20 protein-coding genes are annotated in these 22795 nt (G+C 74.9%); 10 read left to right on the forward strand and 10 right to left on the reverse strand.

Features of this window, described 5'->3' with window-relative positions; genetic code table 11:
- Window positions 1-211 precede the first annotated feature (211 nt).
- Together IAG43_RS30625 and IAG43_RS30630 are read left to right on the forward strand one after the other, a co-directional pair.
- Window positions 212-625 carry a phage holin family protein gene (locus IAG43_RS30625; protein ID WP_187743904.1) on the forward strand — a complete coding sequence of 138 codons (414 nt, stop codon included), beginning with the start codon at window positions 212-214 and terminating at the stop codon, window positions 623-625.
- A complete protein-coding gene (locus tag IAG43_RS30630; protein WP_187743905.1) occupies window positions 622-1035 on the forward strand; it encodes a DUF3618 domain-containing protein in 414 nt (137 codons plus the stop codon). The genes IAG43_RS30625 and IAG43_RS30630 overlap by 4 nt, the downstream gene beginning before the upstream one ends.
- Window positions 1036-1258: 223 nt before the next feature.
- Here IAG43_RS30630 and IAG43_RS30635 read toward each other — a convergent pair whose 3' ends face one another.
- On the reverse strand, window positions 1259-2134 hold the full coding sequence (locus IAG43_RS30635; RefSeq protein WP_187743906.1) for a lysozyme: 876 nt from the start codon (window positions 2132-2134) through the stop codon (window positions 1259-1261).
- A 440-nt stretch (window positions 2135-2574) separates the two neighbouring features.
- Window positions 2575-3702 (reverse strand): glutamate--cysteine ligase 2, encoded by a 1128-nt coding sequence (locus tag IAG43_RS30640; protein ID WP_187744727.1) that lies wholly within the window; start codon window positions 3700-3702, stop codon window positions 2575-2577.
- A 562-nt stretch (window positions 3703-4264) separates the two neighbouring features.
- Between IAG43_RS30640 and IAG43_RS30645 the strand changes: the two genes are divergently transcribed.
- On the forward strand, window positions 4265-4702 hold the full coding sequence (locus IAG43_RS30645; RefSeq protein ID WP_187743907.1) for a hypothetical protein: 438 nt from the start codon (window positions 4265-4267) through the stop codon (window positions 4700-4702).
- A 65-nt stretch (window positions 4703-4767) separates the two neighbouring features.
- Here the strand turns inward: IAG43_RS30645 and IAG43_RS30650 are convergent, their stop codons facing one another.
- Window positions 4768-5415, reverse strand: coding sequence for a TetR/AcrR family transcriptional regulator (locus tag IAG43_RS30650; RefSeq protein WP_187743908.1), 648 nt, complete (start codon window positions 5413-5415; stop codon window positions 4768-4770).
- A 67-nt stretch (window positions 5416-5482) separates the two neighbouring features.
- Here IAG43_RS30650 and IAG43_RS30655 point away from each other — a divergent pair, with 67 nt between their 5' ends.
- From IAG43_RS30655 to IAG43_RS30675, 5 genes are all read left to right on the forward strand, one after another.
- The gene (locus IAG43_RS30655) at window positions 5483-7105 is read left to right on the forward strand and encodes an FAD-binding oxidoreductase (RefSeq protein WP_187743909.1); all 1623 of its coding nucleotides are present in this window, start codon (window positions 5483-5485) and stop codon (window positions 7103-7105) included.
- Window positions 7106-7210: 105 nt separating this feature from the next.
- On the forward strand, window positions 7211-7750 hold the full coding sequence (locus IAG43_RS30660) for a DUF6328 family protein (protein ID WP_187743910.1): 540 nt from the start codon (window positions 7211-7213) through the stop codon (window positions 7748-7750).
- Window positions 7751-7864: 114 nt separating this feature from the next.
- Window positions 7865-8428 carry a GNAT family N-acetyltransferase gene (locus IAG43_RS30665; protein WP_187743911.1) on the forward strand — a complete coding sequence of 188 codons (564 nt, stop codon included), beginning with the start codon at window positions 7865-7867 and terminating at the stop codon, window positions 8426-8428.
- 305 nt (window positions 8429-8733) lie between these two features.
- Window positions 8734-9108, forward strand: a complete 375-nt coding sequence (locus IAG43_RS30670; RefSeq protein ID WP_187743912.1) for an STAS domain-containing protein — start codon at window positions 8734-8736, stop codon at window positions 9106-9108.
- Window positions 9109-9292: 184 nt separating this feature from the next.
- Window positions 9293-9547: a DUF6479 family protein gene (locus tag IAG43_RS30675; RefSeq protein ID WP_187743913.1), complete on the forward strand. Its 255-nt coding sequence runs from the start codon at window positions 9293-9295 to the stop codon at window positions 9545-9547.
- Between the two features lie 308 nt (window positions 9548-9855).
- On the opposite strand, the gene IAG43_RS30680 is transcribed toward IAG43_RS30675, so the two are convergent.
- The 6 genes from IAG43_RS30680 to IAG43_RS30705 form a co-directional block, all read right to left on the reverse strand.
- Window positions 9856-10122 carry a GlsB/YeaQ/YmgE family stress response membrane protein gene (locus IAG43_RS30680; RefSeq protein ID WP_187743914.1) on the reverse strand — a complete coding sequence of 89 codons (267 nt, stop codon included), beginning with the start codon at window positions 10120-10122 and terminating at the stop codon, window positions 9856-9858.
- A 262-nt stretch (window positions 10123-10384) separates the two neighbouring features.
- A complete protein-coding gene (locus tag IAG43_RS30685) occupies window positions 10385-12019 on the reverse strand; it encodes an ABC-F family ATP-binding cassette domain-containing protein (RefSeq protein WP_187743915.1) in 1635 nt (544 codons plus the stop codon).
- Between the two features lie 354 nt (window positions 12020-12373).
- Window positions 12374-13321: a helix-turn-helix transcriptional regulator gene (locus IAG43_RS30690; protein ID WP_187743916.1), complete on the reverse strand. Its 948-nt coding sequence runs from the start codon at window positions 13319-13321 to the stop codon at window positions 12374-12376.
- Window positions 13322-13478: 157 nt separating this feature from the next.
- Window positions 13479-14369 (reverse strand): SigB/SigF/SigG family RNA polymerase sigma factor, encoded by an 891-nt coding sequence (locus IAG43_RS30695; RefSeq protein ID WP_425508631.1) that lies wholly within the window; start codon window positions 14367-14369, stop codon window positions 13479-13481.
- A gap of 331 nt (window positions 14370-14700) precedes the next feature.
- Complete coding sequence (locus tag IAG43_RS30700; protein WP_187743917.1) at window positions 14701-16533, reverse strand: cation:proton antiporter; 1833 nt, start codon at window positions 16531-16533, stop codon at window positions 14701-14703.
- A 447-nt stretch (window positions 16534-16980) separates the two neighbouring features.
- Window positions 16981-17418, reverse strand: a complete 438-nt coding sequence (locus IAG43_RS30705) for a nuclear transport factor 2 family protein (RefSeq protein WP_187743918.1) — start codon at window positions 17416-17418, stop codon at window positions 16981-16983.
- A gap of 279 nt (window positions 17419-17697) precedes the next feature.
- On the opposite strand from IAG43_RS30705, the gene IAG43_RS30710 reads away from it, so the two are divergent.
- Window positions 17698-20691 carry an AfsR/SARP family transcriptional regulator gene (locus tag IAG43_RS30710; protein ID WP_246574629.1) on the forward strand — a complete coding sequence of 998 codons (2994 nt, stop codon included), beginning with the start codon at window positions 17698-17700 and terminating at the stop codon, window positions 20689-20691.
- A 30-nt stretch (window positions 20692-20721) separates the two neighbouring features.
- Here the strand turns inward: IAG43_RS30710 and IAG43_RS30715 are convergent, their stop codons facing one another.
- Window positions 20722-20997, reverse strand: coding sequence for a hypothetical protein (locus IAG43_RS30715; protein WP_187743920.1), 276 nt, complete (start codon window positions 20995-20997; stop codon window positions 20722-20724).
- Between the two features lie 342 nt (window positions 20998-21339).
- Here IAG43_RS30715 and IAG43_RS30720 point away from each other — a divergent pair, with 342 nt between their 5' ends.
- Window positions 21340-22680 carry a helix-turn-helix domain-containing protein gene (locus IAG43_RS30720; protein WP_187743921.1) on the forward strand — a complete coding sequence of 447 codons (1341 nt, stop codon included), beginning with the start codon at window positions 21340-21342 and terminating at the stop codon, window positions 22678-22680.
- Window positions 22681-22795 lie beyond the last annotated feature (115 nt).

Genomic DNA, 22795 nt, shown 5'->3' on the forward strand with positions numbered 1-22795 from the left:
GAGCGCCGTCCGGGGTGTCCGAGGGCGCCGTGACGCGCTGCCGTGGCCCACGATCAGCGCAGTGCCCGGCCCTCTGTCCGCCGCGCCCGCGGCACCGGCCCCGCGCCGGCACGGCGCCGCCCCGACGCATGCCGGGCGCGTCCCCGGGTACTCGCGGCCCGACAGGCTGGGGCGCACGGAAGCCGAACCGCCGAGAGCAGGGAGCGCAGCGATGGACCCATCACACCCCAGGACGTCCGGACACCACGAGCCGGTGGGCGAGCTGGTGAAGCAGGCGTCCGAGCAGATATCGACACTGCTGCGCCAGGAACTGGCGCTCGCGCAGGCCGAGATGAAGCAGAAGGGCAAGCGGTTCGGCAGGGGCGGCGGACTGTTCGGCGGTGCCGGACTCGTCGCGGTCGTCGCTCTCCAGGCGCTGGTCGCCACCGCGGTGATCGCCCTCGCGCTGGTGTGGCCGCTGTGGCTGGCCGCCCTGGTGGTGACCGTCGTGCTGTTCGGCGTCGCGGGGGTCCTCGCGGCCCTCGGCAGGAAGCAGGTCGGGGCCGCCACGCCCATGGCTCCCCAGCAGGCCGTACGCGGTGTCCAGGCGGACATCGCCCGGATCAAGGAGAGTGCTCACCGATGACGGAGAAGCCGGACCGCGGCACACACGGCGCGACCCCCGCGCACGAGCCCACCCCCGAGGACCTGCGGCAGCGGATCGAGGGGACCCGTGAGGAGCTCGGACACACGGTCGAGGCGCTGGCCGCGAAGGCCGATGTGAAGGCGCAGGCGCAGGAGAAGGCGGCCGACGCCAGGGAGAAGGCCGCGGAGGCCAGGGAGAAGGCCGCCGACGCGGCCCACCGGGCGCAGGACAAGGCGGCACTCCTCCTGCGGTCGGCCAAGGACAGTACACCCGAGCCCGTACGGGAGGCCGCCTCGCACGCCGCGACCGCCGCCGGCCGCAACCGCGGGCCGGTGCTCGCCGGTGCCGCGGTCGCCGCGCTCGCCGCGGTGGTGCTGCTGGCCCGCAGGTCCCGCGGGCACCGCTTCTGACGGCGGACGGCCCGCGGGCGGACGGCCCGCGGGCCGTCCGCCCGCGGCGCCGGACCGGGGCGTCCCGCCCCCGAGCGGAACCCGGCCGGTGAGGCGAGCCGGCGGGCGGGGCCGTCGAGGACGCGACCGGCCGCCCGCCCCGGCCGCGACCAGGCCGGCCCGCACGACGCGCCCCCTCGCGACACGCCCCCGCACCGCGCCCCCGCCCGGTCGGCGCCGTGGCTCAGGCGGTGTTGTTCGCCAGGGCGAGCAGCCGGCTCATCGAGCCGTTGAACTTGTTCCGGTCGACGTCACCCGAGACGCCGGAGACCCTGCCCGTGGCGGTGTACTGCCAGATGGTCCAGGTCGGGAAGCCACTGGGGACGTTGGGACTGCTGACGCCCCAGTGGGCGATCCACAGCGGCGCCTTGGCTGCCATCCCCGTCCAGCTGCCGGTGCAGGTGTTCCACCAGCTCGCCGTCGTGTAGATGACGACGTCGCGGCCGGTGCGCGCCTTGTAGGTGGCGTGGAAGTCGTTGACCCAGGTGCGCATGGCCGACGTCGACAGTCCGTAGCACATGGCACCCGAGGGGTTGTGCTCGATGTCGAGGACGCCGGGCAGCGTCTGGTTGTCCCGCGACCACGCCCCGCCGTTGGAGGCGAAGTAGTTGGCCTGGGTCGCCCCGTTGGAGGCGTTCGGCCGGGCGAAGTGGTAGGCGCCGCGGATCAGGCCGGCGTTGTAGGAGCCGGTGTAGTTCGCGCTGAAGCGGGAGTCCTTGAACGTGGTGCCCTCGGTCGCCTTGATGTAGGCGAAGTCGATCCCCGCGCCCTTGACCGAGTTCCAGTTGATGGCACCCTGCCAGTGCGAGATGTCGATGCCCTGGACGCCGCTGGTGTCCAGGGGCGTGACGCGGGCGGCGCCCGCGACGGGCTGCTCGATGCGGGTGCCGGCACCCATCCACGCCTGGCCGGGCGGGATGTGCTCGCCGGCGGGCGGCGGCGCCGCCGCTGCCGTGCCCGTGCTCGTCACGAGGAGCGCGGCCGTCGCGGCGAGGGCGCCCAGGAGGGTGACCGACCTGGGTCTGGCCCGGCGGACGGTGACGCGGCGCGCTGCGGACATGACTGCCTCCGGCTGGTTGTGGGGGACGCGGTGGATGCCCGGAACCAAGAGAAGGTCATGGACACGTCATGAGTAACCCATGGGGCGTGCGGGGCGTAAAGGGCCTCCGGGAACTCCCCTGGGTCCAGACCTCTGGCGCCGTCCGTCATCTGCGACAACTGCCGTACGCGCGGGAAACTTTCACCCCCGGGGGCGCGAGCGCCAGGCCGGGAGCGGGGACGCCGAGCCGGGCCCGAGCGCTTCGCCACGGGCCCGGCCCGCCCCCCCGTGATCGGCTGGGCAGCCGTCCCGGCGCTCCCGGCCGGCTCGGCAGGCGGCGTTCCCGTGCCCGCACGGCAGTCCCCGAGGCTCCCGGGCCCGTACGGCGCGCCGGGCGCGCCGTGCCCCGCCGGGCCCGCTCGCCCCGAGCCGCGTGCGCGCCCGGCCCCTCCTGCCGCCGGTCAGCCCGGCTGGGGCAGCGCTCCCGTCGTCATCAGGGCGCAGCGCGTCACGACCCGGCCGAGGCTTCCCTCCTCCGAGAGGAGCCGCCGCTGGACGCGTGCGCCGTTGCCGGTCGCGAGCAGGCGTGCCACGCCCTCCCGGACGAGGTCGTCGTCGCCGTGGTCGGCGAGGGCGTCGCCCACGTGGCGGCAGAGTGCGTGGACGGCGTCGGCGGCGGACGTCTCCCGCATGGTCTCCGGATGCAGCAGCGGGCCGTCGAGCCCGGACCGTCCCGCCCGCCAGGAGGCGAGCCGCAGCAGCCCGGTGGCGATCCGCGCCGGCGGCAGACCCTCCTGCCACTCCCGGGAGGACGTCTCGACCAGGGCGCGGACGAGGGCGGCGAGCAGGACGGGGGTGGTGGCGTCCAGGCACACGTCGGCGACCCGGACCTCCACGGTGGGGTAGGCGGCGGAGAGCCGGGCGTCGAAGTAGATCATGCCCTCGTCCCGGAGGACGCCGCTCGCCACCATCGCGTCCACCTGGTCGTGGTACCGGTCCGCGGAGCCGAAGACGTCGACCGGGCCCGACGAGGGCCACCGGTTCCACACGCGGCTGCGGTAGCTGGCGTAGTCGCTGTCCTGGCCCTGCCAGAAGGGCGAGTTGGCGCTCATCGCCGTCAGCACGGCGAGCCAGGGCCGTATCCGGTCCAGCACGGCCACGCCCTCCTCGTCGGACGTGACCGACACGTGCACGTGGCAGCCGCAGGTCAGCTGCTCCTGGGTGGTCAGGCCGAACTGCTCGCCCATCCACCGGTAGCGCGTACCCGCGTTCAGGCTCGGCTGCACGGGCAGCGGGGAGGTCGCCAGCGCGGCGACCCGGGCGCCGACGGTGTCCGCGTGCCGCGCGGCTTCCTGGCGGCTGCGGGTGATCTCCTCCTGGAGCCGGCCCATCTCGGTGACCGGGCGGGTGGCGAACTCCAGTTGCTCCTTGTGGAGTTCGGGTTCGAACGGGTGCTCCTGCACCCCGGGCCCGCCGGGCTGCCAGGACTGACGGTCGGCCGACGCCAGCACGGCCCCCGAGACGGCCAGAGGCGCACCGCTGTCCGCGTCCACCAGCAGCAGTTCCTCTTCCACGCCCACGCTTCGCATCACGCCTCGCTCCGACCCGTCGGTTGCATCCCCTCAGCGGGTACCCGCCACGGGCCGGTCCAGCGCCACCGGATCTCCGGAGTCGTCCGGCGACGGGGCGGGGGAGGTGGCACGCGCGGACGGATGCGGTGGCGGGAGGGGGAAGGCGGCACGAGGTGGCGTGAGGGGGAGGGGTGCGAGGAGAGCGGCGGCCGTGACGGCGGCGTGGTCGACCGGGCGCGAAAAACGTTCCGCGGGCGAGGTGTGAGCCGCCGCGCCGGGGGCAGACGGTGTGTGGGGCTCCTGCCGTGTCTCCCCCGTCGCGGCAGGAGCCCCACGTGTGTTCCGGCGCGTCCGCCCTTCGACCGCCTCCGGCCGGTGCCGTAACCACGGGCCCGCGGGCCCGGGTTTCGCCAGACGCGACCCTCGCTCGCCCTCCCTCTCCGTACGGTGCCGTCGTGGGCCGTCGTGGGCCGTCGTGGGCCGTCGGCGGCGCCGGTGAGGCGCCGACTCGGCCGTGCGGAAGGGCCTCCGGACGCTTTCGGCCCGTTTCGCCGGCGAGCGAGGGGACAGAAGCGGCATCATGAGCACCGAAAGCGAGAACACCAGGAACTCCTTCCGTACACCCACCGAGAGCACCCCCTCCAGGAGCGCCCCCGCCCAGGCGGCCGCGTCCACCGCCGCCGCGGCCCGCACGACGGCCCGCGACGCCAAGGACACGGCGAAGGAGGCGAAGAAGACGACCTCCGCGACCGTCCGTTCGGCGGGCGAGGCGACCCAGCGCGTCACCCGTATCGCCTCCGCCGGCATGCAGAGCGGGCAGCAGGCGGTCACGGCCAACGCCGCCAAGGTGGCCGCGGCTGCGGGGACCGCGTGGACGGTCATCAAGAACCGCAAGGCCGTCGCCGCGGGGACGGCCGCCGGTGTGGCCGGTGTCGCGGGCGCGGCGTTCGCCGTGGGCCGTTCCACCGCGATGTCGCACAGGGGCCCGCTGACCCGGCTCACCCGGGGACGGATCTGACCGCAGGCATCCGTGCCCGCCGGCCGACGGGGACGGCCCGGGGCGTGCCCCCGGGCCCGCCCCGGTCAGCCGCCCCCGGCGGCGCCGGGCACCAGAACGGCGCCCGCGACACGCCGGAAGCGCGCGGCCATCTCCTCGGCGCTCTGCTCGGGGTGACGCCGCCACCAGCGGATCGCCGCGCCCACCGTCCCGTACCACAGGTGCGTGACGAGGTCGGCGTCGAGCGGATCGGCGACCGCCGCGCCGCCGAGGATGTCGGACACCCCGGCGGCTCCCATCCGGTTGAGCTCACCGCGGTGGGCGGCGGCCGCGGCATGGAGGTCGCCGCCGTCGGGCAGTGTGCTGTCCCAGACGAGCTCCCAGTCGTGCACCCGCGACTCCAGCGCCCGGAAGAGCGCCTCCATCGTGCGCACGGCGCGTGCGCTGTCCGGCGAGCCGCGCTGCGCCGAGGCCACCGCGGCCACGAGGCGTGAGCCCGCCCGGTCCAGGCAGGCCAGGTACAGGCCGTCCCGGGAGCCGAAGTACTCGTAGACCAGCGGCTTGCTGATCCCCGCGCGCGCCGCCACGACGGCCGTCGAGCCGCGGGCGTACCCCTTGGTGCCGAACTCCTCCGCACCCGCGTCCAGGATCAGCGACTCCCGTTCCCTGCGCGGCATCCCCTTGGTGCCCGCGCGCCGCGCGCCGCCGGCGCCCTCGTTCCCGCTCTTGCCCATGACGGCATCCTATGCCAAATTGACCGATCGGTAAGTTACCCATGGTTCAGATCGGTGGTGGCGGATCGTGCGAGGCGGGACACGCTCGTGGTGGGGATGGGGAAACGTCGAGGACGCGGTCACCGGCGCCGAGCGCGACGCGCTGACCCGCCGGGTCGCCGAGCTGCTGCCGGGCGCCGACCTGAGCGTCCACGAACCGCCGCCCCTCGACGCGTTCGGCGTGGGACCGAGCAGGGTCCGGGCGCCGCGTGCACTGCAACCGCTGGTCTCCGACGGTGTGCGGGACCGGCTCGCCCACAGCCACGGGCAGGCGTTCCGCGACGTGGTCAGGGCGCTCCTGGGCAGCCTGCCCCACGTCCCCGACCTCGTCGTGCGCCCCACGACGGAGGCGGAGGTCGTGCAGGTGCTGGACTGGTGCACCGACGCCGGCATCGCGGTCGTCCCCTTCGGAGGAGGCTCCTCGGTGGTGGGCGGCGTCGAACCGCGCTTCACCGACGACGGCCGCGGCACGGTGAGTCTGGACCTCACCTCGATGAACCGCGTCCTCGAGATCGACCGCACCAGCCGGGCGGCACTCGTCGAAGCCGGTGTGCTCGGCCCGGACCTGGAGGCGCGACTGCGGCCGCACGGCCTCACCCTGCGGTTCTTCCCCCAGTCCTTCGAGTTCTCCACCCTCGGCGGCTGGCTGGCCACCCGGGCGGGCGGCCACTACGCGACGGGCCCCACGCACATCGACGACCTCACCGAATCGCTGCGCGTCGTCACCCCGTCCGGAGCCGTCGAGTCCCGCCGCCTGCCCAAGTCCGGCGCGGGCCCCTCCCCGGACCGGCTGTTCCTCGGTTCCGAGGGAACGCTCGGCGTGATCACCCGGGCCTGGGTCCGGTTGCAGGACCGGCCGCGTCACCGGGCCGGCACGTCGGTCGCCTTCACCCGGTACGGCGACGGCGTCGCCGCCGTGCGCGCCCTCGCCCAGTCCGGACTCCAGCCCGCCAACTGCCGTCTGCTGGACCCCATGGAGGCCCTGCTCAACGCCGGGGCCACGACAGCGGTGCTCGTCCTCGGCTTCGAGTCGGCCGACCACGCCGTCACCGGCCGCATGGACCGCGCGCTGGAGATCTGCCGGGACCACGGCGGCACCCCGTCCGCACCCGTGCGCGTCACCGACGCCGCCGGCGAACGCCCCCGGGGCGGCACGGCCGCCGACACCTGGCGCTCCTCGTTCCTCAGGATGCCGTACCAGCGCGACGCGCTGGCGGCCCAGGGGATGATCGTGGAGACCTTCGAGACCGCCTGCACCTGGGACCAGTTCGACGCCGTCCGCGCCGCCGTGGACGACGCCGCGCGCGACGCCATGCGCCGCGCCGGTGTCACCGGCGTCGTCACCTGCCGCTTCACCCATGCCCACCCCGACGGCCCGGCACCGTACTTCGGCGTCTTTGCCGCGGGCACCTGGGGGCGGACGGTGGAGCAGTGGGACGAGATCAAGGCGGCCGTGTCCGACGCGCTGCTCGCCGCGGGCGCCACCATCACCCATCACCACGCGGTCGGCCGCGACCACCGGCCGTGGTACGACCGCCAGCGTCCCGACCTGTTCGCCGCGGCCCTCGGGGCGGTGAAGGGGACGCTCGACCCCGCCGGCATCCTCAACCCCGGCGTCCTCCTCGGTCCACCCGCCCTCGGCACGCCGTGACGGCACGCCGGCCACCGCACGCGTCACGGCCACCGGACGCGTCACGGCCGGAGGGCGTACCGGGTCGCTTCCCGGGTATCCGCAGACTCGTCTGAGGAGGCCCACATGACCGTCACCGACCACCCCGAGAGACGGCTCCACGACGTGGAGCGCGACGAGCCCGACGCCACCGATGGCGCGGACCGGGAGAGCCCCCACGAGCGGGTGAACCGCCGCTGGAACGAGATCCTCCAGGAGACCAGGGTCGCGCAGACCGGTGTGCAGATCCTCTTCGGCTTCCTGCTCAGCGTCGCGTTCACCCCGCTCTTCCGCGAACTCGGCCCGTTCGACCGGGGGTTGTACGTGGTCACCGTCGTCCTCGGGGCCTCGTCGACCGCCGCGCTGATAGCGCCGGTGGCGATCCACCGCATTCTGTCCGGGCTCCGCATGAAGCACGAAGTCGTCGAGGCCGCCGGGCGTTTCATGGCCTGCGGCATGGTCATGCTCGCCCTGACCATCGGCTGCACCCTGATGCTGATACTCGACGCGGTCCTCCCCGAGGCCGCCGCCGCGGCCCTCGTCGGCACCGTCATGTTCTGGTTCGTGGTCTGCTGGGTCGTCGTCCCCCTCCGCATCCGCCGCAAGGCGGGCAGGCGCGAGACCTGAGCCGAGGAGCGGGGACCGTCCGGCCGCGGTCCGGCGGCACGTCCCGTACGCGCCGCCCCCGCGCCCCGGAGAAATGAATGGCCCGGGGCGCGGGGACGGGGCAGGATGCCGCGCATGACACTGCCCACCCCTGAACTGCGCACCGCGCGGCTGCGGTTGCGGCCGTTCGCCGACACCGACGCGGCGCCGCTCTACGCGCTGCACAGCGACGCCCACGTGCTGCGCTACTGGGACTCCCCGCCGTGGACCGAACAGGCCCGCGGCGCGCGCTTCATCGCGACCTGCCGCAGGATCGAGGAGGAGGGCACGGGAGCGCGGCTGGCCGTCGAGCGCCTCGGCGACGGTGCGTTCATCGGCTGGTGCGCCCTGCACAGCTGGAACCCGGACTTCCGCAGCGCTTCCCTCACGTACGTCTTCGAGGCCCCCGCGTGGGGCCGCGGCTACGGCACGGAGACCGCGCACGCCGTCCTGCGGTGGGCGTTCGACACCCTGGACCTGAACCGCGTGCAGGCCGAGACCGACACCCGCAACACGGCGTCCGCCCGGGTCCTGGAGAAGCTCGGCTTCGTCCGCGAGGGAACCCTCCGGGAGGACTGCGTCGTCGACGGCGACGTCTCCGACTCCTGGGTCTTCGGCCTCCTCCGCCGCGAGTGGCGGCCGGCGCCGGGCGACCGATGACCGGGGCCGGACCGGCGACCGGTCCGGCGCGCATCGCCGCAGGGGTCACCGTCCGCCGTCCCCGGTGACCGCCGCCCCGCCGCCCGCACCCCGCCCGGGCGGGCCGCGGACCGGAGGCCCGCACCGCGGCTGTGGACCCTGTACCGCGGACCCGTACCGCGGTGGACGCCGTGTCCGTCCGGCACGTGCAGCGCGGGGAGGCGTAGAACGCGCGGAGCGAGGTAGACGACTGCCGAGCGATGCCCCGGCGTGCGCCGGGGCGCGCTGACTCCTGTGTCGCTCAACGTCGGTCGGAAGGGCCTTGAATGAACAGTTCCGTCACCATCGACCTCGTCACCCACGACCACGGATGCGCCGTCCTCGTCGTGCGGGGCGAGCTCGATCTCCAGACCGCCCCCGTGCTGTACCGGCGGGGACTGGACGCCGTCGGCGAGGGCACCGCGCTCGTCCTCGACCTGAGCGGGGTCGGGTTCTGCGACTCCTCCGGGTTCAACGCGCTCCTCAGGCTGTACCGGCGCGCGGTCCTGGACGGGGGCGGGGCCTTCGCGCTGGTCTCCCCGCCGGAGCAGATCAGCCGGCTGCTCCCGCTCACCGGGGGAGAGGCGTCGATACCCGTCCACCCGAGCCTGGAGCGGGCCTGCCAGCACGTCACGGCGGCGCCGGACGCCCGGGCGGCATGAACCGGCCGGTCCCGCAACGCCCGTGCCGGGCGCGCGGACCCGGATGACGCCTGTTCCCACGGCACCCGCCGGACCCGACCGACGGTCCGGCGGGTGCCGTTGTTGTGGGGGCGTGGCGTGGCGGGGACCGCGGCCGGAGCGACCCGGTCCGCCTGACCCGGCGGATGGCGGGTAGACGCACGTCATGATCACAGACCTCTCTCCCGCAGTCGCGTCCGCCGCGTCCACGTCGCTCGCGGCGGGCGGGTCCTCGTCGATCCTCCTCATCGTCATCGGCGTGGCCGTCGTCGCCCTTCTGCTCGGCGCGTTCTGGCTCGGCAGCCGCCGCGCCTCCCAGCGCAAGGATCCGGCCCCGCGCCCCGCCCCGAGCGACCAGACCGGCCCCGCGGCCGCCCGGCAGGACTCCTGGCGCACCCCGGACGCCGACGACCGCCCGTGATCCCGCGAGGCCCGGGGCGGCGTCCGCGGGCCCGAACGGTCCGGTCCGGCGCCTGAGCGGTGACGGTCGGCCCGCCGGCCGGACGGGACGGCTCGGGGACCGGGAGCACGGCGCGGTGCCCGGGCGGGCCGTGCCCGCCGGGCCCGGTAACAAGGCCGCGCTCCCGGCCCCGGGGACGGCAACTCCCGCGCCCGCGACGGCGCGACGGTTGACATCACACGGCCCTCGACCGGCTCCGGCAGCGGCCCGCCGCACGGCGGAGACACTCCGGGCCGGTCCCGGCGGGTTGCCCGAGCCCCGGCGGCGCCCTACAGGCTCGCCCGGAGCCAGCGGTCGAGGCCCGCGACGGCGAGGGCTGCGAGGACCACCTGGGCCAGGAACTCCAGCCAGTCGCCGCCCGCACCGTCACCCACTCCGGCGACCGCCGCCAGCAGCGAGCCGACGAGGGCGGCGGCGACTCCGGCGACGATCGTCCACAGCACTCCGATGTGCTGGTGGCCAGGGAGGAACAGCCTCCCCAGCACGCCGGCCGCGGTTCCGGCGACCAGCGCGCTGAGCACTCCCGACACATCCATGACGGCTCCTCGTCGGACGGAATCTCCGCTGTCGGCTACCCCCGCCCGCCCGCCGGACGCCTGCGCGGCGCGGCCCGATCGCCGGGGCGGCGGTCGGGCTCCGCCGACCGGACCGTCGTCGGGCGGCAGGGCGGCAGGGCGGCAGGGCGGGCAGGGCGGTACGGCGACCTGCGCCGCGTGTGCACCGGCCCGGAGCCCGGGTGCCGGACCGGTCGTCGGCGGCTCACCGCTCCCGGGCGGGCCGGGCCGGCGCCCCGGCGGCTCACACCTCCGGGGCGCCCGTCTCCGTCAACTCGCCGTCGGCCAGCCGCAGCCGGCGGTTCACGCCGATCTCGCGAAGGAACCGCTCGTCGTGGCTGACCACGACGAACGCGCCGCGGTAGGAGCCGAGCGCGCTCTCCAGCTGGCCCTGCCCGAGCAGGTCGAGGTTGTTCGTCGGCTCGTCCAGCAGCAGCAGATGGGGCGCGGGCTGTGCGCACAGCACGCAGGCGAGGGTGGCGCGCAGCCGCTCGCCTCCGGAGAGGACCCCGACGGGCAGATGGGCGCGCGGGCCCCGGAAGAGGAAGCGGGCGAGCAGGTTCATCCGCTCGGCCTCGGGCCGCCGCGGGGCGTGAGCGGCGAAGTTCTCGGCGACCGTCAGACCGTCGTCGAGCAGGTCGAGCCGCTGCGACAGGTAGGCGACCCGGCCGTCGGCCCGCCGTACATCACCGCCGTCCGGCGTCAGATCGCCGACCAGCAGCCGCAGCAGAGTGCTCTTGCCCGACCCGTTGGGCCCGGTCAGGGCGATGCGCTCCGGCCCCCGGACCGTCAGGTCGACGCCGTCGCCCGGGAAGACCTCCGCACCACCGAGCCGCACCCGCAGACCGGCGCCGTGGAAGAGGGTGCGGCCCGCGGGCACCTCGGTCTCCGGGAGGTCCAGGGTGAGCCGCTGCTCGTCGCGCAGCGCACGCCCGGCCTCGTCCAGCCGCGCCTGCGCCTCGTCGACCCGGCCGGCGTGAATCTGCCCGGCCCGGCCCGCGGACTCCTGTGCGCCGCGCTTCATGTTGCCCGCGAAGATGCGGGGCAGACCGGCGCTCTTCAGGTTGCGGGCCGCGTTGCTCTGCCGGCGTTCCGCGCGCTCGCGGGCCTGCTGCATCTCCCGCTTCTCCCGTTTGAGCTGCTGCTCGGCGTTGCGGACGTTCTTCTCGGCCACCTCCTGCTCGGCCGCCACCGCCTGCTCGTACGCGGTGAAGTCGCCGCCGTGCACCCGCAGTTCGCCGCGGTCCAGCTCGGCGATGCGTTCCATGCGGTCGAGCAGCGCCCGGTCGTGGCTCACCAGGAGCAGGCAGCCGCCGAAGTCGCCCAGCACGTCGTAGAGCCTGTGCCGGGCGTCGAGGTCGAGGTTGTTGGTGGGTTCGTCGAGCAGCAGCACGTCGGGGCGGCGCAGCAGCTGCGCCGCCAGGCCGAGCGAGACGATCTGGCCGCCGCTGAGCGTGCGCAGGGCGCGGTCCAGCGTGAGACCGCCGAGACCGAGCCGGTCGAGCTGGGCGCGGGTGCGCTCCTCGATGTCCCAGTCGTCGCCGATGGTCTCGAAGTGCTTCTCGTCGACGTCGCCGGACTCGACGGCGTCGATGGCCCGGATCACGGGGGCGACGCCCAGCACCTCCGCGACCGTGAGAGCGCCGGTCAGCGGAAGCGTCTGCGGCAGGTGGCCGAGGGTGCCGGACACGGTCACCGATCCGGCGACGGGGCGCAGCTCCCCCGCGATCAGCCGCAGCAGCGTGCTCTTGCCGCTGCCGTTGGGTGCGACGAGACCGGTGCGGCCGGGGCCGAGGGAGAAGGACAGGTCCTGGAAGACGGGAGTCTCGTCGGGCCAGGAGAAGGACAGGTGGGAGCAGACGACGGATGCGTCGGACATGACTGTGACCTCGGAGGGAACGGGGCGGGAGAGATTCCGCCCCGGCGGTGGACGGGGAGAAGGAGACGACAGCGAGGCCACGGGCGGCAGTGCTTCCACGCACCGGCCGGTGGCCTGTGAGGCCCGGGAATCACCCGGAGATGTCGTCGTCCACCACCACGTCTGGGCTCCTCGGGAAACGATCAAGGTCCCGGCCAGTCTAGCAGCGGGCTGTGACCGGGCGGGGATCACGAGGGCGTGTCGTCCGGGCGGCCCGACGGCGGCGCGCCGTTCACCGCGCACGTCGCCGGGGGAGGGCGACGGGTCCGGTACCTGCGCGTGCCCGGACCCGAGCCGTGCCGGTGGCGAGGAGGCTCAGGAGGCGTCGCGGAGCGTCGCCGACGGTGTCGTTCCGTAGGCCTTGCGGTAGGCGGCCGCGAAGCGGCCCGGATGGGCGAACCCCCAGGCGGCCGCCACGTCGGTGACGGTGACGGCCCGTGGGTCCGCCGAACGCAGTTCGCGGTGGGCGCCCGCGAGCCGGACCCGGCGCAGGTGGGCCAGCGGGGTCGTGCCGGCGTGCCGGTTGAAGGCGTACTGGACCGCCCGGGGGGTCACGCAGGCCGCGGCGGCGATCTCGGCGAGGCCGATGTCCCGGTGTGCGTTCTCCTCGATGAAGTCCGTCGCCCTGCGCAGCGTCGCGGTGCCCGCGTCACGGCTGTCCGCCGGGCCGGGCCGGCCGTCGGTCGCCGAGTTCGGGAACGCGGAGAGCGTCACGGCCGCGAGGTGCCGGGCGGCGGTCGCGACGACGAGGCCGCCCGCGCCCGGCGACTCGATCACCTGGTCGCGCAGGAACGTGACGGTGGAGCCGAGGCGGCGGTTGGCCGTCGGATCCACGGCGCGGAAGCCGGTCAGCGACACCGGGCCGCGTTGGTGACCGCCGCCCGCGGCGACCTCGTCGAGCAGGGCGGGGTCGAACATGGTGATCGTGTAGCGGGCGGCGCGGAGTTCACCCGTGTACGGACGGTCCGGAGCGGCGATGAGGAAGGTCTCCCCGGGGCCGTAGACCTCGTCGCGGCCGTCCGTGGTGTCCACCATGGTGCCCCGGTGCAGGGTGATCAGGCAGACCTTGCCCAGGCAGGCGGCGTCGTAGGCCATCGTGTAGTCGAAGTGCAGCTTGTCGACGACGAGCCCGCCGACGGCGCGGCGCGCGATCCGTGCCCCTGTCTCACGGGGCCTGCCGCCGATGCGCATCGGGGTGTACGCCCGCGACAGGAACTCCTCCGTGGCGTCGAGGCTGCTGCTGTCGAAGGAGAGTGTCTCCACCGTCCCGCTCCCGTCGTGTGGCCGCCCCCCGATGCAGCCTGCCCCGCCGCTCGGCCGTCACGCCCGTCGCCGCATCCCGCCCCGGTCCGCCCGGGACGCGGCCGGACCCGCCCCACCGGCCGCTGCCCCGGTCGCCCCGTGTCGCACGGCGCCCGGCTCAGTCCTCCAGGAGCCCGGCGCGGAGGGTTTCCAGCGACCGTGCGATGCGGCGGGAGACGTGCATCTGGGAGATGCCGAGCTCCAGTCCGATCGCCCGCTGGGTCATGTCCTGACCGAACCTCATCCGCAGGATGTCGCGGTCACGTGCCGGGATCGACTCGAGCAGGGGCGCCAGGGTGTGCAGGTTCTCGAAGAGGTCCAGGCGGGTGTCGTGGCGGCCGAGGGTCTCCGCGAGCGCCCGGCCGTCCCCGGGCGGGCCGTCGTGCTCCGCGGACGGGGTGTCGAGCGAGGCCGCCGTGTAGGCCGCCTTGGCCTTCAGGCCCTCGACGACCTCCTCCCGCGGGACCCCCAGGTGGTCCGAGAGCTCCGCCGCGGTGGGGTCCCGTCCGAGCCGGGAGGCGAGCAGCTCGGACGCCGTGACCAGTGCCCTGCGCAGTTCCTGCAGCCGGCGCGGCACGTGGACGGCCCAGCTGGTGTCCCGGAAGTACCGCATGATCTCCCCGTTGATGTACGGGATGGCGAACGAGGTGAACTCGTTCTCCCGGTCGGGGTCGTACCGGTCGATCGCCTTGATCAGGCCCACGGTGCCGACCTGGACGACGTCCTCCAGATCGCCGCTGCCCCGGTTGCGGTAGCGTCCGGCGACGTACTTCACCAGGGACACGTTCATCTCGATGAGCGTGTTGCGGGTGTACTGGTGCGCGCGGGTCCCCTCGTCGAGGTCGCGCAGACGGTCGAGGAAGACCCGGGACAGCCTTCGGGCGTCGGCGGGCGCGACGGCCGTGCCGTCGGCCGCGTCCGGCGGCAGCGGCACCGCCCCCTCCGGCGCGCGCGTGGGAGATGCCGCCTCGGCTCCCGAGGGGGCTGCCTGGTCGACGTGCGTCGTCACGTGGTGTGGTCCTTCCCGCGGGCCGGCGTGGCCGCCGCCCGCCGTGCGTCGGTTCCGGTCGGCCGGTGTCCGGTCGGGACGGGTGCTTCCGCGCCGGCCGGCCCGGCCGATCGCCTCCTGTCGCTGGTCGTTGGTCGTTGGTCGCGGAGCACGGGGCGTCGTCCCCGTGACGGCGGGGACGACGTGCTCGTCGTGTCGGGGTGCCCCGGTGGCGGCGGGCCACACCGTGCGCGGACCCGCCGGGTGCCGCTCTTTCGCCCACGCGGCGGCCGACGGCCCCGGCGGTTCGTTCCGGGGACAGCCGCCCGCCGCGGACGAACCCGGGCTCAGCTCACCCCCGCGGCGGACCGCCCGGGCCGGGAGGCACCCGGACCGGACCGGCCGGGTCGTGCGGCCGCGGGCCGGGCCCGGCGGGACCGAGGAGCACGACGGTGTCGCCGGCCCGGGGCACCGCGTCCCGGTGCTCGGTCACCGGGTCCAGCCGCAGACCCGCGCGGACGACGAAGAGCAGGTCGTGGCCCGGCGGCACCCCGGCCGCGGCGCCGCGCACCACGAACCGCGCCCCCCGCTCCCAGCGCTCGGCCAGCTCCCGGCGGGCGAGGGCCGCGCCGAAGAGGATGTCGCCGCCGGTGTACGGGGCGACCACCCCGGGGGCGTCCGGGGACGGCCCGACCCGGTACACCGGGCCCTCCACGTTGTCCTGCACGACGACCGAGGCGAGGGCGTTGAAGTCGTCGTCCTCGGTGGCGAGGCAGACGGCGGTCACCCCCTCCAGCCGGGCCCCGGGGCCGACGGCCGTCGCCATCAGGCCGCCCTCGGCCAGGTCGAGTCCCGCCGCGTCGATCCGGGTCCGTTCGGGGCCGGTGCCCGCCCACATCAGCACCTCCAGGCCGGCCGACCGCAGGGCGCGCCCCAGGCCGACGACCCACGGCTCCCCGCCCACCAGGAGGACCCGCCCGCCGTCCGGGACCACGACGCCGAGCCGGCGCGCGACCGGCGCCGCCGTCAGCGAGTACAGCAGCACCGTGCCGACGATCACCAGGAACGTGGCGGGCAGGATCCGGTCGGCCCCCTTCAGCCCGAGGTCGACGAGCCCGGCGGCGAACGCGGAGGCGGTGGCCGCCGCCACGATGCCCCGCGGGTCCATCCAGCCCACGAACGCCCGCTCGCCGCGTTCCAGACCCGCGCGCGCCGTCGCCGCGAAGGCCACCAGCGGCCGCACCACCAGGACGAGGACGCCGACGAGCGCGAGGGCGGGAAGGAGCACCGGCACCAGGGAGGCGGGGGTGACGGTGGCGGAGATGGAGACGAACAGCAGACCGATGACGAGCTGCACCAGCGTCTCGAAGAACGGCCGCCGGGTGGGCACGTCGAAGCCCCGGAGATTGGCCACGGCGAGCCCGGCGACGATCGCCGCGATGAGTCCCGTGTCGTCCCGCACCGCGTCGCAGACCGCCGACACGCCGATCACGACAGCCAGTTGGGCGAGGGTGCCGAGCGTCTCGCCGAGCCGCAGGGCGCGCAGCGCGAACCAGAGCAGCGCCGCTCCGGCCACCCCGCCCGCGAGCCCCACGGCCAGGCTGATGCCGAACTGGCCGAGCTGGTAGCCCCGGCCGAGGTGGACCGGTTCCGCCGCGGCGATCGCGTGGAAGGCGAGCGCGCCGAGGATGCCGCCGATCGGGTCGATCAGCGTCCCCTCCCAGATCAGGATGCGCCGCACCCTGTCGTCGGGCCGCACGTAGTCCAGCAGCGGACCCACGACGGTGGGGCCCGAGACCACCACGATCACGCCGAGCATCACGGCCACCGACAGCTCCATGCCGAACAGCAGCGGTGCGACGGCGGCGACGGCCAGGCACGTGAGCACCACCCCGGACAGCAGCAGCCTGCCCACGATGCGGCGGGTCGGGCCGGTGAGCGCCCGCAGGTCGAGGCCGAGGCCGGCGTCGTAGAGGATCACGGCGACGGACAGCGACACCAGGGCGGAGAACGACGGGCCCATCAGCCGGTCGGGATGGACGATGTCCGTGAGCGCGCCCGCCGCGAAGCCCACCGGGAGCAGGATGATCAGGGCGGGCAGGCGCAGTCTGTTCGCCAGGATCTGGGAGCCGATGGCGAGGACCACGGTCAGGGCGAGCCCGAGAAGGACCTCGTCCTCGGTCACGGCGGCTCCCTTCGTCTCGGCTCCGGACGCCCCGGCCGCGGAGCCCGGGTGTGCCGCCGGACGGCGCGACGCCGGCGGGGCCGCCCCGGGGAACCCCGTACCCGCCGCACCCGCGGCGCGGGGCGCCGCGCGCCGGGCCCGGACACGGAGGTAGGCAACCACCGCCCCCGGCGGCGGCGGGCGCCGACAGGCCGCCGGGCCGAGGCGGCGGGGCAACTTCGTCCGAACGGACCAGCCGCGCCCGGGGCGCGCCGCGGAACCGGACCTGTGAACGGACCCGGAAGCGGACGAGGAAACGGGTGCAGGAACGGGCCCGGACCCGGATTCGGACCCCGGCGCGGGCGCGAACACGGGCACGGACCGGACACGGACAGGGACACTTGCACGGACCGGACCGGACCGGACCGGACCGGCCGCCGGTGCCGGTCCGCGCGGGGGAGCGCGCCGTCAGTGCAGCGGAGCCCCCGGCAGGCCGGCGGGCGGTTCCTGCGGCGCGAGATGGTAGTAGCGGGTGCAGCCGCTCACCATCCCGTCGTCGGCGATCGTGAACACGTCGACGAACCGCTGGCCCTGCCCGTCCCCGCCGGGGAGCACACGCCGCCCCGCCGCGACCACGTTCCGGTCCTGCGCCACGACCCGTTCGATCTCGTGCCGGGCGGTGGGCGCGGTGTGCCGCAGATGCGCCTCCAGGGCCGCCGTACGGCCGTGGGCCGGGGCGAGCCCCGGGAGTTCGAAGACCACGTGGTCGTGGAGCAGGGACGCGCAGGCGTCCGGGTCGCCCGCGTCGAGGTAGTCGTAGACCAGGCGCACATGGTCGATCCCGGCCGCGGTCACGAGATCCACCGGACCCCACAGGGCGGTTGACGCGTCGTCATGGCTGTTCACCTGTCGAGCCTCCTTTCACGTTCCGTGGAGATTCTGGGCCGACGGCCCAACCCGGCGTTATCGCCGTCCTATCCCGGAGGAGGATCTTCACGGTCCGGGATCTTCACGGCATGGACACGGAGGGGAGACATGTGGAGACTGTCCTCACGTGATCCGGACATTCCGGCGTGCCGGTGCGACCGTGGCCTGTCGGTTCATATTTCCGTGGGGGAATCAGTGGCTGACGGCATCGCGGGAAGAGACAGGGAACTCCCGGGCACGTCGTCGCTCACCTTCCGGGTGCTGGGGCCGTTACAGGTCCAGGGGGCCGGCGACCGTCCCCTGCGTGTGCCCCCGGGGCGCCAGGAGGTGATCCTCGCGGCGCTGCTGCTGGAGAGCAACCGGGTGGTCTCCACCAGCCAGCTGGTGGACCTCATCTGGGAGGACAACCCGCCGGAGACGGCCCGCACCCAGGTGCAGATCTGCGTCTCCCGGCTGCGCAAACTGCTCGCCGGGGCCGCCGGCGAGGTCTCGATCACCACCCGCCCGCCGGGATACGTCCTGCACACCGACGCGGGCAACGTGGACGCCGCCCTCTTCACCGGGCTCGTCCACAGCGCCCGGGGGCTGCGGGAGCAGGGCGAACCCGACGAGGCCGTCCGCCTGCTGCGCCACGCGGTGGCACTCTGGCAGGGCGACTGCCTCTCCGGACTCGACAGCGGCCCCCTCGCCAACCAGGCACGCCAGTTCAACGAGGAACGCCTCGCCGCCGTCGAACTGCGCATCCGCCTCGAACTCGAACTCGGCCGCCACGACCGCCTGGTGGGCGAACTCCAGCGGCTCACCTCCGAGCACCCCCTGCGCGAGAAGCTGCACGGCCTGCTCATCCAGGCCCTGTACTGGTCGGGGCGCCAGGCGGAGGCGCTGGAGGCCTTCCGTACCGCGCGCACCTATCTCGCCGAGGAGCTGGGGCTCGAACCCAGCCGCGAGCTGCGCGACCTGGAGTCGGCGATCCTGGCCGGCGAACTCCCGCCGCCCACCGGGGCCGTCCCGCGCCGCGCACCGGAGGAGAGACCCGGGGAGGAAACGGTTCGCCATGGCGGGGAGGGCGCAGCCGAACCCCCGCCGGCTTCCCCCGCCGAGAGCTCGTCCGACATCCGTCCCACCGACACGGTGCCCCACCAGCTCCCCGCGGACGTCGCCGACTTCGTCGCCGACCCTGCCCAGCTCGACGCGCTGGAGCACGCCCTCACCGCAGGCGAGGGCCGCAGCGTCGGGCTCGCCGCGGTCACGGGGAAGCCGGGCACGGGCAAGTCCGCCCTCGCCGTCCACGCCGCCCACGCCCTCGCCGAGACCGGCTTCCCCGACGGCCAGCTCTACTGCGACCTGCGCGGCACCACCGGCACCCCCACCCCGCCCGTCGAAGTCCTCGGCCGGTTCCTGCGCGCCTTCGGCATCCCGGGCCAGCTCATCCCCGAATCCCTCGACGAACGCGCCGAGATGTACCGCACCCGGCTGGCCTCCCGCCGCGTACTGGTCGTCCTCGACGACGCCGCCGGCGAGGGCCAGGTCCTCCCGCTGCTTCCCGGCAGCCGCGGCTGCGCGGTCCTCGTCACCAGCCGGGCGCGGCTCACCGCCCTGCCCGGAGCCACCCGGATCGCACTCGACGTCCTCGACGAGGACCGCGCGCTGGAACTCCTCGCGCGGATCGTCGGCCGTGAACGCGTCGCCCACGAGGCGGTCGCCGCCGAGGCCCTCGTCCGCACGGTCGGCAGGCTTCCGCTCGCCCTGCGGATCGTCGCCGCCCGGCTCGCCGCCCGCCCGCACTGGCCGCTCGCCTCCATGGTGCAGCGCCTCGCCAACGAACGGCACCGCCTCGACGAACTCGCCCACGGCGAGATGACCATGCGGGCCAGCCTGTCGCTCACCTACGAGGGACTGGCGCCGGAGGACCGGGGCCTGCTCCGGCTGCTCTCCATGGCCCAGGCCCCGACCCTGCCCAGCTGGCTGGCGGGCGCCCTGCTCGACGACCGCAGGCCCTTCCCCTCGGACCTGATGGAGCCCCTCGTCGACGTGCAGATGCTCGACGTCGCCGGTGTGGAACCGGCGGGCGGCTTCCGCTACCGCTTCCACGAGATCATCCGGGTCTACGCCCGCGAGCAGCTCGCCGCCCAGCACCCGGCGGCCGAACGGCAGGCCGCCTTCGCCCGCATGGCCGGGGGCTGGATGCACCTCGCCCAGCAGGCCCACCGCAAGGTGTACGGGGGAGACTTCACCGTCCTGCACGGCGACGCCGCGCGCTGGGAGCCGCCGTCCACGCACACCGACGAGGTGCTCGCCGACCCGCTCGCCTGGCTCGACGCCGAGCAGACCGCCCTGTGCGGCATGGTCGGCCACGCCGCGGACGAGGGACTGCACGACCTGAGCTGGGACCTCGCCACCTCGCTCGTCACGCTCTTCGAGGTCCGCGGCCACTACGACCTCTGGGAACAGACCCATCTCAGTGCGCTGTCCGCCGTCCGCAAGGCGGGCAACCTGCGCGGCACCGCCGCTGTCCGGGCCTCGCTCGGCTCGCTCTACATGAGCCGCAACCAGTTCGACACCGCGCGCCAGTCGCTGACCTCCGCACTCGACGTCTTCCAGGCGCTCGACGAGCCGATGGGCGAGGCGCTGTGCCGACGCGACCTCGCGCTCATCTCCCGCACGAGCGGCGACGACGCCGGCGCCCTGGAGCTCTACGGCCGCTCACTCGCCGACTTCGACCGGGCCGGCGACGTGGTGGGCCGCGCGATCGTCCTGACCCAGAGCGCCCACATCCGGATGCGGCGGGGCGAGATGGACGCGGCGCAGAAGCAGCTCGACGAGGCGCTCGGCATCTACGAGGACATCGGCTACACGGGCGGACGGGCCCGGACCCTTCGGCGCGTCGGCCAGCTGCTGCTCGAACAGGGCCGGACCGACCTCGCGGTCCTCACCTTCACGGAGGTGCTCGAACTGTGCCGGGAGTCCGGCGACGTGATCGGTGAGGGGCACCTGCTGTACGACCTGGGGCGGGCGTTCTCCCTGATGGGGCGCCCGGACAGAGCCAGGGACTTCTACGACCGGGCGGTGGCCGCGCGGGAACGGATCATGGATTTTAGCGGGGGCGCGCTCGCGCGCCTGGAACTCGCCCGGCTGGGGACGGAGCACCCGGGGCGTTCCCGGCAGGTGCTGACGCCGGCGGTCGAGGTGTTCCGCGAGCGGCGGATGGTGCGGGAGCTCGCCGAGGCGGAGCGGCTGCTCGGGGCCTGCTGACCCCGCGGGGCGCCGGTGTCCGGCGTCCGTTCAGTCCCAGGGGTTGTTGTCGGTGGTGCCGGTGCCCCCGGTGGAGCCCGTGCCCCCGGTGGAGCCGGAGCCGGTGGAGCCCGAGCCCGTGGAGCCCGTGCCGCCGGTGGAGCCCTCGCCCTCGTCGGTGGTGGTGTCCTGGGCGGCCGCGGCGACGGTGGCCGCCGGCGCCTCGGCCGCCCATCCGGCCTGCACACCGGCACCCGTGGCGATCACGATCAGCGCGGAGACGGCGGCGGCGCGGAGGGCGTTGCGGGTGGCGGCGGTCTTCGACATCGGGCTCTCCCTGGTTTCTGCGGGGCGGCGTTTCCTTGTGACCACCACGCTAGGAACGGCCGGATTCACGGAACCGCTCGCTCTCTTATCACCCCGCTATCACGGAACATGCCTCCGGCACGGCGGAGCCGGTTCCGCTATCACGGGCCCCCGGCCGCTATCACCCACGAGTCCCGGCCATCACAGCGGACCCACACGCCCCGTTGGTGGCCGGTTAACGACGGGATACCCCTCCGATAGGCCCGTCCAGAGGATGGGGGAGTGCAGAAGGCGAGGCACACAACGGCCCGACACGGGCCCGTCCCCGGCCCTCGTCCCCACTCGACCAGCGGGAGCACTCTCATGACGACCGGCCTCTCCCCGGAGGACACCACGGCGGCCATCGCCGCCCTCGGCACCCTCATCCGCGGCCACCGGCTCCGCATCGGCCTGACCCAGCGCGAACTCGCCGACCTCTCCACCATCAGCGTCCGCGCCATCCGCGACCTGGAGAAGGGGAAGGCCCAGCGCCCCCGCACCGACACCCTCCGCCTGATAGCCGACGGACTGAGGCTCGGCCCCCGCGCCCGCACCGCGCTGGAGGAGGCCGGCAGACGCGGACACCGGAACGGGACCGGCCGCCACCGGCCCGCCGAGCGCACCGCCCCTCCCGCGCCCCTCCACCCCCTCGTCGAGCGCCGGGCCGAGGCCGCCGTCCTCACCGAGGAACTGCGCTCCGGCGCCGAACGGCTGGTCACCCTCGTCGGACTGAGCGGCGTCGGCAAGACCCGGCTCGCCCTGGAGACCGCCGCACAGCTGCACGACGCCGGCTTCACCGTCCTCTGGCACACCGCCCCCGGAGCCGTCGCCGACTGCCTGCCGGGCGACGACGACGCCGGCACCGCCCTCGCCGCCGACTGCGCCGACTACCTGCGCGGCGACGGCTGCGCCGACGACCTGCCCCCCTCCCCGGTCGCCGGCCCCCAGGACCGCGGACCGCTCCTCGTCCTCGACGGCGTCGACACCGCCGACCTCGTCTTCCCCCGGCTCGCCCGGCTCCAGCGCGAGTACCCCGGCCTGCGACTGCTGCTGACCGCCGCCGAACCGTGGAACGTCCCCGGCGAACGGCTCTTCCTGGTCTCCCCGCTGGACGCCCCCGACCCCGCGGCCGGCATCCGCCCGGACGCCCCGGCCGTCCGCCTCTTCCTCGGCCGGCTGCGCCGCGTGCGCCCCGACCTCGTCCCCGACGAGCGCGACCTCGCCGACATCGCCTGGGTCTGCCACCGCCTCGACGGGCATCCGCTCGCCCTCGCCGCCGCCGCCTCCTGGCTCACCGTCTGCGACCTGCGCACCCTGCGCGGCATCGTCGAGTCCGATCCCGCCGCCCTCCTCGACCCGATCGCCGACGGCCGCTCCGGCCCCGGCCTCCAGGACCGCGTGACCAAGGCCCTCGCCGCCCTCCCCGCCGGCCACCGGCAGCTGATCGGCGGTCTGTGCGCCGCCGGAGCCCGGGAGTTCGAGCTCCAGGACGTGCTCCGCCTCACCGGCGAATCCCTGCCGCACTGCGGCCGCGTCATCCGCGACCTGCTCATCAGCGGCGTCGTCCGCTCCAGCAGCGACGGCGGCCGCTCCGCCTTCCGGGTGCTGTGCGTGGTGCGCGCCGCCCTGTCCGCGGCCGTTCCTGCCCCCTCCGCTGCCGCCTGACTGCCGCAGCCGCCGCGTTCCGCTCCCGTCCCGCCGGACCAACTGCCGCTCCCGCCACCCGCCCGCCGGTTGTATGGGCGCAGCCCCGCCCCACGCCGTGACCCCGACAGGAGCC

Source organism: Streptomyces genisteinicus, from assembly GCF_014489615.1.
Lineage (GTDB): Bacteria > Actinomycetota > Actinomycetes > Streptomycetales > Streptomycetaceae > Streptomyces > Streptomyces genisteinicus.

Excerpts from the sequence above, each read along its gene's own strand:
- IAG43_RS30625 (WP_187743904.1), top strand. The coding sequence starts at position 212 with ATGGACCCATCACACCCCAGGACGTCCGGACACCACGAGCCGGTGGGC.
- IAG43_RS30630 (WP_187743905.1), top strand. The coding sequence starts at position 622 with ATGACGGAGAAGCCGGACCGCGGCACACACGGCGCGACCCCCGCGCAC.
- IAG43_RS30635 (WP_187743906.1), bottom strand. The coding sequence starts at position 2,134 with ATGTCCGCAGCGCGCCGCGTCACCGTCCGCCGGGCCAGACCCAGGTCG.
- IAG43_RS30640 (WP_187744727.1), bottom strand. The coding sequence starts at position 3,702 with ATGCGAAGCGTGGGCGTGGAAGAGGAACTGCTGCTGGTGGACGCGGAC.
- IAG43_RS30645 (WP_187743907.1), top strand. The coding sequence starts at position 4,265 with ATGAGCACCGAAAGCGAGAACACCAGGAACTCCTTCCGTACACCCACC.
- IAG43_RS30650 (WP_187743908.1), bottom strand. The coding sequence starts at position 5,415 with ATGGGCAAGAGCGGGAACGAGGGCGCCGGCGGCGCGCGGCGCGCGGGC.
- IAG43_RS30660 (WP_187743910.1), top strand. The coding sequence starts at position 7,211 with ATGACCGTCACCGACCACCCCGAGAGACGGCTCCACGACGTGGAGCGC.
- IAG43_RS30665 (WP_187743911.1), top strand. The coding sequence starts at position 7,865 with ATGACACTGCCCACCCCTGAACTGCGCACCGCGCGGCTGCGGTTGCGG.
- IAG43_RS30670 (WP_187743912.1), top strand. The coding sequence starts at position 8,734 with ATGAACAGTTCCGTCACCATCGACCTCGTCACCCACGACCACGGATGC.
- IAG43_RS30675 (WP_187743913.1), top strand. The coding sequence starts at position 9,293 with ATGATCACAGACCTCTCTCCCGCAGTCGCGTCCGCCGCGTCCACGTCG.
- IAG43_RS30680 (WP_187743914.1), bottom strand. The coding sequence starts at position 10,122 with ATGGATGTGTCGGGAGTGCTCAGCGCGCTGGTCGCCGGAACCGCGGCC.
- IAG43_RS30685 (WP_187743915.1), bottom strand. The coding sequence starts at position 12,019 with ATGTCCGACGCATCCGTCGTCTGCTCCCACCTGTCCTTCTCCTGGCCC.
- IAG43_RS30715 (WP_187743920.1), bottom strand. The coding sequence starts at position 20,997 with ATGTCGAAGACCGCCGCCACCCGCAACGCCCTCCGCGCCGCCGCCGTC.
- IAG43_RS30720 (WP_187743921.1), top strand. The coding sequence starts at position 21,340 with ATGACGACCGGCCTCTCCCCGGAGGACACCACGGCGGCCATCGCCGCC.